The sequence below is a fragment of the Pseudoalteromonas sp. ESRF-bin5 genome, from assembly GCF_002632075.1.
GTDB classification, from domain to species: domain Bacteria; phylum Pseudomonadota; class Gammaproteobacteria; order Enterobacterales; family Alteromonadaceae; genus Pseudoalteromonas; species Pseudoalteromonas marina.
In genome coordinates this window covers 1-4,232 of the sequence record NZ_NTLW01000305.1, presented here as the reverse complement: position 1 = coordinate 4,232, position 4,232 = coordinate 1, and the positions used below count along the sequence as shown (strand labels likewise).

7 protein-coding genes and 1 pseudogene are annotated in these 4,232 nt (G+C 38.7%); all 8 read left to right on the top strand.

The window, feature by feature from the left end:
- Positions 1–196: pseudogene (locus tag BCG07_RS18700) on the top strand (SURF1 family protein); the annotation flags it as partial.
- Complete coding sequence (locus tag BCG07_RS18695) at positions 186–680, top strand: redox-active disulfide-containing membrane protein (protein WP_277053875.1); 495 nt, start codon at positions 186–188, stop codon at positions 678–680. The pseudogene BCG07_RS18700 and the gene BCG07_RS18695, both read left to right, overlap by 11 nt.
- 22 nt (positions 681–702) lie before the next feature.
- Positions 703–1,692, top strand: coding sequence for a COX15/CtaA family protein (locus tag BCG07_RS18690; protein ID WP_277053876.1), 990 nt, complete (start codon positions 703–705; stop codon positions 1,690–1,692).
- A gap of 12 nt (positions 1,693–1,704) precedes the next feature.
- Positions 1,705–2,634 carry a heme o synthase gene (gene cyoE, locus BCG07_RS18685; RefSeq protein WP_286891491.1) on the top strand — a complete coding sequence of 310 codons (930 nt, stop codon included), beginning with the start codon at positions 1,705–1,707 and terminating at the stop codon, positions 2,632–2,634.
- Positions 2,631–3,242 (top strand): SCO family protein, encoded by a 612-nt coding sequence (locus tag BCG07_RS18680; protein WP_039038357.1) that lies wholly within the window; start codon positions 2,631–2,633, stop codon positions 3,240–3,242. The genes cyoE and BCG07_RS18680 overlap by 4 nt, the downstream gene beginning before the upstream one ends.
- 174 nt (positions 3,243–3,416) lie before the next feature.
- Entirely contained in the window at positions 3,417–3,689 is a 273-nt protein-coding gene (locus BCG07_RS18675) for an STAS domain-containing protein (RefSeq protein ID WP_006793784.1), read from the top strand.
- An 8-nt stretch (positions 3,690–3,697) separates the two neighbouring features.
- Complete coding sequence (locus BCG07_RS18670; RefSeq protein WP_006793785.1) at positions 3,698–4,060, top strand: response regulator; 363 nt, start codon at positions 3,698–3,700, stop codon at positions 4,058–4,060.
- 14 nt (positions 4,061–4,074) lie between these two features.
- On the top strand, positions 4,075–4,232 hold a 158-nt coding region (locus tag BCG07_RS18665), incomplete at its 3' end, for an Hpt domain-containing protein (RefSeq protein WP_286891493.1).

Here is a 4,232-nt window from a genome sequence, read left to right as displayed (position 1 = left end):
CACTCATTTCCCATTGGTTAACTTTATGGCTTACCGCCAAGGTGAGGGTGATGAAATTGCGATACCGCATTACGAAGCGGTTGTAATGAGCCCACAAAAACATAACGCCTATGCGGTGCAGTGGTTTTTAATCGCCTTTGCATGTGTTGTTGTAGCCATTTTTGCGAGTAAAAAAAGGAATAAAAATGAAAAATAACCCCCTTTTATTGTTTGTAACCTGTTGTGCTATCCCTTTGTTTTTAGCCTATAGCGCGCTCAAATTCGATTGGTTACCTAGTGCGGTTACAAATCACGGTGAATTTCTAAATGAAGAGATAAAACTAGAAAACTGGCAACAAAATAATCCTAAACAATGGACTATAGCGCTTAATTATTCGAGTGAGTGCAGTGCGTCATGTAACGAGCAACTTGAGGCGCTTAATAATTTGTATATAGCGCTTGGTAAAAATCAAGGAAAGGTAGATATGGCTGTTATGGGAAGTCCTTCACAAGCTGACTTACCATGGAAAAAAATGGCCCAGCAAGCAAGCTTGACCCCCGCAAGTTTGTATTTAATTGATCATATGGGGCTTGTGGTACTTGAGTACCCATACAAAGCAAAGCCTCAAGAAAACCGCTTAGTTCAAAAAGGGCTATTAAAGGATTTAAAAAAACTACTTAATTATTCTCGTTCAAGCTAATCCGTTTAGTGTGAGGTTAAAGATGTACAAAAATTATAAGAATTGGGTTTTATTGACCGGACTTTTTGCTTTAGTTGTTGTTGCACTGGGTGCATACACTCGTTTGAGTGATGCAGGACTGGGTTGCCCAGATTGGCCCGGGTGTTATGGCTTTTTAACGGTTCCTAAACATGAAGCTGATATTGCTTTAGCAACACAAAGCTACCCTGATATGGTGTTTGAAAAAGCAAAAGCCTGGAAAGAAATGATTCATAGGTATTTTGCGGGCACCTTAGGATTGATGATTTTAGCGCTGTTTATTGTTGCTTTTTTAAAGCGTCAATTTCCAACTACACCATTAAAGCTCACATCTTTATTGCTATTACTTGTTGTGTTTCAAGCTGCCTTAGGTATGTGGACTGTCACTATGAATCTGCAACCACTTATTGTGATGGGGCATTTATTGGGTGGTTTTAGTATTTTATCGCTAATTACATTGCTGTATTTAAGGTTAACAGCAAAACCCATTATGGGCGGAGATGCGGGGGCTAAGCGGTATTATGGATTAAGTTTAATTGCGCTTATTGTACTGGTCTTTCAAATAGCGCTGGGTGGTTGGCTTGCGGCTAATTACGCCGCACCACACTGTAATGGTTTACCTTTATGTGATTACGCTCAGCCTTTTTCACTGAGGAGTGTTTTTCAGTTACCGCTTGAGCACAGCAACTATGAGTTTGGTGTGCTTTCACAACAAGCAAGAATGTCTATTCACTTATTACACCGTATTTGGGCATTAGTAACCTGCATAGTATTGGCGCTTATTATGTGGAAAATTTACAGTCACGCTTACTCTCAAAAAATTAAAAGCTGCGTAATAGCAGTATTGGTTACTTTATTTTGCCAAATTAGCTTAGGACTCATTTTGGTACATTGGCACTTTCCGTTGGGTGTAGCACTGGCGCATAACCTAATGGCTGCCATACTGTTATTAAGTATGGTTAGGTTGTGTTATTACCTAAAATCACGCACATAAAGGAGAAATATAATGGCACTAACAATAAACAAAAAAACAATACAGCCTGCACATACTCAATCACTTAGCTTGCGTGCTTACGATCTATTACAAGATTACTTAGCCATCAGTAAATTTAAAGTGGTGGCGATGTTGGTTTTAACAGCCTGGGTTGGATTAGCATTAGCCCCGGATGTTGGACGTGGAATAGGCGTTCAGATGATTAGTCTATTAGGAATAGGCCTGTTGTCTGCTGCCGCTGCCGTTATTAACCATGTAGTAGATAGCGAAATAGACTCTAAAATGGCAAGAACGCGTCATCGCCCTGTTGCTAAAGGGCGTTTAAGTAAAACACATGCATTAACGTTTGCGGCAAGTATTGGTATTGCTGGTTTCATCATGCTTATGGTGTGGGCTAATACGCTTACAGCAATATTAACGTTATTTGCATTAGTGGGTTATGCCTTTATTTATACGTCATTTTTAAAACGTGCAACACCTCAAAATATTGTAATAGGCGGACTTGCTGGAGCGATGCCGCCATTGCTTGGTTGGGTATCTGAAACAAACCAAATGGCAGCAGCGCCGTGGTTGCTTGTTATGATTATATTTACCTGGACTCCTCCTCATTTTTGGGCTTTAGCCATTGCTCGAAAAAGTGATTACGAGCGTGCAAAAATTCCAATGCTGCCGGTTACCCACGGTATCGACTTTTGTAAAACATGTGTAGTTGCATACTCAGTTTTATTGGCCTTAGTGTGTGTGATGCCATACTTAATTGGTATGTCAGGGGGTATTTACTTAGTGGGTGCTTGTGCGCTAAATAGTGTGTTTATGTACAAAGCCATTAAGTTAAAATTTGCAGCTAATAACGACAAGGCTATGGATTTATTTCGTTTTTCGATAGTGCATTTAATGGTACTCTTCGTGCTCTTATTTATAGATAAATGGCTTCCTTTATGAAACGGTTATGGCTTTTAGTAATTGTTGTTTTAAGTTTATTTTTATCAGCGTGCTCAAGTGAAAACGATCCTCAAAATTTAAATGCACTTGTTTATGAAAACGCTAAATCACTTTCGGATTTTACGTTAAAAAATCAGCACGGCGAACCAGTGACAAAAGCGCAATTTAAAGGGCAATGGAATTTAGTGTTTTTAGGATACACAAGTTGTCCCGATATATGCCCGTTAACATTGGCTAAGTTAAACGCAGTTTATAAAGAGCTGGAAGCTGATTACCCATTACAAATATGGTTTGTGTCGGTCGATCCAAACAGAGATACAGCAGAAAAACGAAAACAATATATAGATTACTTTAACCCCAATTTTTTGGCTGTTTCAGGGGAGCATAAAGATCTTTTTCCAGTAGTAAGAGAGCTTGGCCTAATTTACGCAATTAGTGATACAACAAAAGCTGATTATGCGGTTGATCATAGCGCATCAGTTGCGTTGGTTGATGATACAGGAGCGCTAAGAGCTATTTTCAAACCTGAGTTTAAACAAGGCAGTGTGCCGCTTATTAATTCAACTCAATTAACGCAAGAGTTTAAAGTTATTGCAAACTACTACTAAAAACTGACTTTTTAAATTTTCACGTATTTTAAGGGGGCTTTAGGCTCCCTTTTTTGTTTTTTCATTCCTGTTTATAAATTTATTAAATTTTTTTTTGACCCTTTTATGGCAATTTTAACAACTAGAGCTAAGCTTTTGTTATGAATTGAAATGAAAGGGATTACACAATTTTAAATGTTAAAACTTCCAAGCGAACTTGTGATTACCCAAGTTGAAACGCTCCACCAAGACTTACTACAAGAACTCAATAGCAACGACGATATCAGTCTTGATATTAGCGGTGTAGTGTCTGCAGATACTGCATCTATTCAGCTGTTATGTGCGCTTCAAAAACACTTACTTACCATCCAACACAAAATTATATGGGTCGGCAGTAGTGCAGCATTAGCACATACCATTAATCAGCTTGGCTTAAGTCATTATTTAACAATCGAAAGAAATAGTTAGAGGTTTATATGAAAAAAATCTTAGCGGTTGATGATTCAGCATCAATGCGTCAGATGGTGAGCTTTACCTTAAAAACCGCAGGCTTTGATGTAACAGAGGCCAAAGACGGCAGTGAGGCATTGGCTATTGCTAAGCAGCAAGGTTTTGATGCGGTTATTTCAGATGTAAACATGCCTATTATGGATGGCATTACATTAATCCGAGAGCTACGTACGTTACCTGATTATAAATTTACGCCACTACTTATGCTTACAACCGAGTCGGGCTTAGAAAAAAAGGTAGAAGGTAAAGCGGCTGGTGCAACAGGCTGGATAGTAAAGCCATTTAATCCTGAGCAGCTACTAGCGGTGATTAAAAAGGTTATTCGTTAGTCAAGGAGCGCAAAGTGAGTATAGATTTAAGTCAATTTTTTGAAGTTTTCTTTGAAGAGAGTTTTGAAGGCCTCGATACCATGGAAGCTGAGCTTTTAAACTTAGTACCCGGTGAGGAAGACTTAGAAACTATTAACACTATTTTTAGAGCCGCTCATTCAATAAAAGGGGG

Bases quoted from the DNA above. Each gene is read 5' to 3' on its own strand.
- BCG07_RS18695 (WP_277053875.1), top strand. From the start codon at position 186: ATGAAAAATAACCCCCTTTTATTGTTTGTAACCTGTTGTGCTATCCCT.
- BCG07_RS18690 (WP_277053876.1), top strand. From the start codon at position 703: ATGTACAAAAATTATAAGAATTGGGTTTTATTGACCGGACTTTTTGCT.
- cyoE (WP_286891491.1), top strand. From the start codon at position 1,705: ATGGCACTAACAATAAACAAAAAAACAATACAGCCTGCACATACTCAA.
- BCG07_RS18680 (WP_039038357.1), top strand. From the start codon at position 2,631: ATGAAACGGTTATGGCTTTTAGTAATTGTTGTTTTAAGTTTATTTTTA.
- BCG07_RS18675 (WP_006793784.1), top strand. From the start codon at position 3,417: ATGTTAAAACTTCCAAGCGAACTTGTGATTACCCAAGTTGAAACGCTC.
- BCG07_RS18670 (WP_006793785.1), top strand. From the start codon at position 3,698: ATGAAAAAAATCTTAGCGGTTGATGATTCAGCATCAATGCGTCAGATG.